The 5,159-nt window shown below is 61.4% G+C and carries 5 protein-coding genes; 3 read left to right on the forward strand and 2 right to left on the reverse strand.

Features of this window, described 5'->3' with window-relative positions:
* On the reverse strand, positions 1-282 hold a 282-nt coding region (locus tag WBF74_RS03645; RefSeq protein WP_424435311.1), incomplete at its 3' end, for a sensor N-terminal transmembrane domain-containing protein.
* Between the two features lie 61 nt (positions 283-343).
* Entirely contained in the window at positions 344-1,045 is a 702-nt protein-coding gene (locus WBF74_RS03650; protein WP_424435323.1) for a response regulator transcription factor, read from the reverse strand.
* Positions 1,046-1,388: 343 nt separating this feature from the next.
* Between WBF74_RS03650 and WBF74_RS03655 the strand changes: the two genes are divergently transcribed.
* From WBF74_RS03655 to WBF74_RS03665, 3 genes are all read left to right on the forward strand, one after another.
* Positions 1,389-2,885, forward strand: coding sequence for a M20 family peptidase (locus WBF74_RS03655; protein WP_424435314.1), 1,497 nt, complete (start codon positions 1,389-1,391; stop codon positions 2,883-2,885).
* Positions 2,886-3,217: 332 nt separating this feature from the next.
* Complete coding sequence (locus WBF74_RS03660) at positions 3,218-4,831, forward strand: phosphoenolpyruvate carboxykinase (RefSeq protein ID WP_424435317.1); 1,614 nt, start codon at positions 3,218-3,220, stop codon at positions 4,829-4,831.
* Positions 4,832-4,951: 120 nt separating this feature from the next.
* The coding region (locus WBF74_RS03665; RefSeq protein ID WP_424435320.1) for a transposase at positions 4,952-5,159 on the forward strand (208 nt) is incomplete at its 3' end.

Consider the following 5,159-nt stretch of genomic DNA (forward strand, 5'->3'; position numbering starts at 1 on the left):
GAGCAGGCTCTGGCGGCGGGCATCGATCAGCCCTTCGCGGAACTGGTTGAGATAGAGAATGCCTGCAAGCAGGACGAAGAGCCCCGCCACGTTAAAAGCGACGATGCGGCGGGTAAGGCTTGCGAAGCGGCCGCGTGCGAGAAAACTGCGAAAGGCGACAAGCCGTGTGCCAAGCGCTGCAACAAGCCGGGACAACAACCCGCCCTCCGGGGAGGCAGCAGAGCGGAATGCCGGATCTTCATCCGTTTCCCTCCGGGCCTCCTTGTCGGTCAGGCTCGTCATGCGTTTTTCACCGGCTCTGGTCAGGAACTTTCCCCTCGGCTTTCACCGGAGCGGCCGGAATTCAGCTTTCCCGATAGCGATAACCGACGCCATAAAGCGTTTCGATCGCATCGAAGCCGTCATCGACTTCCTTGAACTTCTTGCGCAGGCGCTTGATGTGGCTGTCGATGGTGCGGTCATCCACATAGACCTGATCGTCATAAGCGGCATCCATCAGCGAATCCCGGCTCTTCACATAGCCGGGGCGCTGGGCAAGCGCCTGAAGGATCAGAAACTCGGTGACGGTCAGCACAACCGGCTTGCCATCCCATGTGCAGGTATGACGCTCGGGATCGAGCACCAGCTTGCCGCGCTCCAGAACCTGGTTCGATGACCCTTCGGCAGCAGCCCCTTCCGCCTTGGGCGCGACGCGGCGAAGCACCGCCTTCACACGCTCGACAAGCAGACGCTGAGAGAAAGGCTTACGGATATAGTCATCCGCGCCCATCTTGAGGCCGAACAATTCGTCGATCTCGTCATCCTTGGAGGTGAGGAAGATCACCGGCATGTCGGATTTCTGGCGAAGCCGCCGCAGCAGCTCCATGCCATCCATGCGAGGCATCTTGATATCGAATACGGCAATGTCCGGCGGATTGGCCGACAGGCCTGCCAGTGCCGCAGCCCCATCCGTGTAGGTCTGCACATGATAGCCTTCGGCTTCGAGCGCGATGCTCACCGAGGTCAGAATGTTCCGGTCGTCATCGACCAACGCAATGGTTGGCATGTGCCCCTGTTCCCTTTGGCCGGTCTGGCCGGTCCGCTCACCATCCTCATGGACCCGTTGCATGGCATACCCCGCTCACAGAATGCCACCCCAGCAACGCGATGAGGCTTAGGGATGCTTTTGGCCCAAAATGTGGCGACAGTATAAGGGGTTGGAGGCTGGAGCGCCATGACAAGGAATCGCCCAGCGGGACGGAAGCGGCCATCCCCCGCTTTGCGATGATTTCGGCCTCAAACCTTCCGGCGCTTCGAGTCTTGCCCCCCTCCTATGACTGATCTAAGGGTGACGGCATCGCAACGGGATAGCTGCGCGGCCTGAAACGGGTGCGCCAAGGGGGCGGGAGATGAGGAAGAAGATACTTCTCGGCATTGCGGGCATTTTCGTCGTGCTGGTCGCTGTCGTGATCGGGCGGACACTCGCCATCACCCCTGTCGAGCTTGCAGGCATGGGCCAGGCCGAGAGCATTGACGCGGAAGGCGCTGCCAAACGGCTTGCCGAGGCGATCCGCTTTCCCACCATTTCCCATCAGCGGGGTGCAGACCCTGAAGACCTTGCCCGTTCGGACAAGGCCTTTACCGATTTCCGCAACTGGATGGACCAGACCTATCCCGCCTTCCGGGAAGCGACATCGCGCGAAATCATTGGCGGGCACACGCTTTTCTACACATGGGAGGGCACAGACGCCTCGCTCGATCCCGTTCTTCTCATGTCGCATATCGACGTGGTGCCCATCGCCCCCGGCACGGAAGACCAGTGGGAGCATCCGCCCTTCTCCGGCGCGATTGCGGATGGCTATGTCTGGGGCCGCGGCACCATCGACAACAAGGGCTCGCTTATCGCGATGGTCGAGGCAGCCGAGCTTCTCATCAAGCGCGGCTTCCGCCCCTCGCGGACGATCCTTTTTGCCTTCGGCCATGACGAGGAAGTTGGCGGAGGCACCGGCAACAAGGCGCTGGCCGGCCTGCTTCAGGAACGGGGCGTGCGGCTTCACTGGGTGAAGGATGAGGGCGGCGTGATCGGCCACGGGCTTCTGCCCGGCATTTCCGCGCCTGTTGCCATGATCGGCGTTGCCGAAAAGGGCTCGATCTCGCTTGATGTTGTCGCCTATTCAAAGGGCGGCCATTCCTCCATGCCCTCGCCTGCCACGCAGACGGCCATTGGTCGCCTTGCCCGCGCGATCGACCGGATCGGCAAGGCGCCTTTCGAAGCGCGTGTGGATGGCGCTACACGGGGCATGATCGAGAGCCTCGCGCCCGCCGTGCCGTTCTTCCAGCGGATGGTCTATGCCAATCTCTGGCTCTTCGAGCCGGTGGTGCGCGGCATCATGGAGAAGAACCCCTCCAGCGCCGCCCAGCTTCAGACGACCATTGCGCCGACCATCGTGTCGGGTGGCAACAAGGAAAATGTGCTGCCGCCGGAAGCCCGCGCGGTCGTCAATTTCCGCATTCATCCGCGCGACACGGCAGAAGAAGTGATCGCGCATGTGCGGGCCGCGATTGCGGATGCGGAAGTGTCGGTCGAGCCGCTTGAGGGCATTCGCGAGGCTTCCAGCGTTTCCAACATCAATGGCGAGGGCTACCGCCTGATCGAACGGGTGATCACCGAGAGCTTCCCCGGCACGATTGCGGCCCCCTATCTGGTGGTGGGAGGCACGGATTCCCGCCATTACCTGCCCATCACGGACAATGTGTTCCGCTTCATCCCCATCCATATGGGGCCGGAGGATTCGGCCCGGTTCCATGGCACGAATGAGCGGGTTTCGGTTGTCAATATGGGCCAAGCCGTCGCTTTCTATGTCCGGCTTATGGAAACGCTTGAAGAGGTGGACCGCGCCGGCTGAGGCCGCCATTAACCATAGGCTGATCACCCCCCGAAGGCCGCCCGGCGGGCGCATCGCCGCACCCGCTGCAAGCAGATCGCAAACCGGTTGCACGGGCAGGGGGCGGGAACTATGTTGGCGCCAATTTTCCGGGAACCGAGCAAGCTCGCGCCTGACAGGCGGGCGCTATGCTTCAAGCTCCGCCCAGCCAGCACTTCCCGAAGTCTAACGGGACTCTGAGAGCGGGCGGGGCGCATGATAGACTTTTTACCGTCCCCCTTTGGCGCGGATGGCAGTTGACGAAACCAGGGATCAGGCCGCGAGCGGCCAATGAGGAGCACGAGGAGAGAAGCGTGAAACAGACCGGGCCCTACATCAGCAAACATGGTGCCGAGAAAAGCGGCTTCAAAAATCTGGCCGCGACGCACTGGAATTACCGTCCGGCAGCGCTTTACGAAGAAGCGATCCGCCGGGGTGAAGGCAATGTTGCCGCCAACGGCCCGCTCGTCGTGAAGACCGGCGTGCATACCGGTCGCTCCGCGCAGGACAAGTTCATCGTCCGCGATGCCTCGACCGAAAAGACGGTCTGGTGGGACAACAACAAGTCGATGACGCCGGAAGCTTTCGACCTCCTCCATGCCGACATGCTGAAGCACGCTGAAGGCAAGGAACTCTTCATTCAGGATCTCTTCGGCGGCGCCGACCAGACCCATCGCCTCGCAACTCGCGTTTACACAGAATATGCCTGGCACTCGCTCTTCATCCAGAACCTCCTCATCGAGCCGCGCCCGGAAGAGCTCGCTGACTTCGACCCGCAGTTCACCATCATCGACCTGCCGAGCTTTGAAGCCGATCCCAAGAAGTACGGTGTGCGCTCCGGCACCGTGATTGCCTGCAACTTCGCCAAGCGCATCGTGCTGATTGGCGGAACGTCCTATGCAGGCGAAATCAAGAAGTCCGTCTTCTCGATGCTCAACTACGACCTGCCGCCCAAGCGCGTGATGCCGATGCACTGCTCCGCCAATGTGGGCGCAGAAGGCGACACGGCGATCTTCTTCGGCCTTTCCGGCACCGGCAAGACGACGCTTTCCGCTGTCGCAACCCGCACGCTGATCGGCGACGACGAGCATGGCTGGTCGGAAAACGGCGTCTTCAACTTCGAAGGCGGCTGCTATGCGAAGATGATCAAGCTTTCGGCGGAAGCAGAGCCTGAAATCTACGCGACGACGCGGCGCTTCGGCACCGTGCTCGAAAACGTCGTGATGGACGAGAATACGCGCGAGCTTGATCTCGACAGCGCGGCGCTTGCCGAAAATTCGCGCGGCGCCTATCCGCTCTCCTTCATCCCGAATGCGAGCGCCACGGGCCGTGCGCCGCATCCGAAGAACATCATCATGCTGACGGCAGACGCCTTCTCCGTTCTGCCGCCCGTGGCGCGCCTCACGCCGAGCCAGGCGATGTATCACTTCCTCTCCGGCTACACGGCGAAGGTCGCCGGTACGGAAAAGGGTGTGACCGAGCCGGAAGCCACCTTCTCCACCTGCTTTGGCGCCCCCTTCATGTCGCGCCACCCGACCGAATACGGCAACCTGCTGCGTGACCTCATTGCCGAGCACAAGGTCTCCTGCTGGTTGGTCAACACCGGCTGGACGGGCGGCGTCTATGGCACAGGCAGCCGCATGCCGATCAAGGCGACGCGCGCACTGCTGGCCGCTGCGCTCGACGGTTCGCTCAACAATGTCGAGTTCCGCATCGATCCGAATTTCGGTTTCGAAGTGCCGGTGAGCGTGCCGGGCGTGGATCAGTCGATCCTGAACCCGCGCGACACCTGGGCCGACAAGGCCGCCTATGACGCACAGGCGCAGAAGCTCGTGAAAATGTTCATCGACAATTTCGCGAAGTTCGAAGCCCATGTGGACCCGGATGTGCGCGCCGCCGCACCTTCCGCTGCCCGCGCCGCCGAATAATCGGCACGACATACAAAATAAGAAGCCCCGGAGTTCGCTCCGGGGCTTTTTTATGGGAATCATATACCTTGCAAACCCACTCGATTGCCCTTATATTTAGAGCATCAAGGGAGCAAGGCGATGTCCATTCTGTCCAAGGCATACTTTCACGATGAAGCGGCGGCTTACGCAAAGCTGGAAGCGATCATCTGGCCGGAAGGCCCTGTATGCCCGCACTGCGGCTGCATGGGCAGGATTTACAACATCAAGGCGAACCCGGAGAAGCGTGTGCGCCTCGGCCTCCACAAGTGCGGCGATTGCCGGAAACAGTTCACGGTCAAAGTTGGCA

Source organism: Parvibaculum sp. (assembly GCF_049672805.1).
Taxonomy (GTDB): Bacteria; Pseudomonadota; Alphaproteobacteria; order Parvibaculales; family Parvibaculaceae; genus Parvibaculum.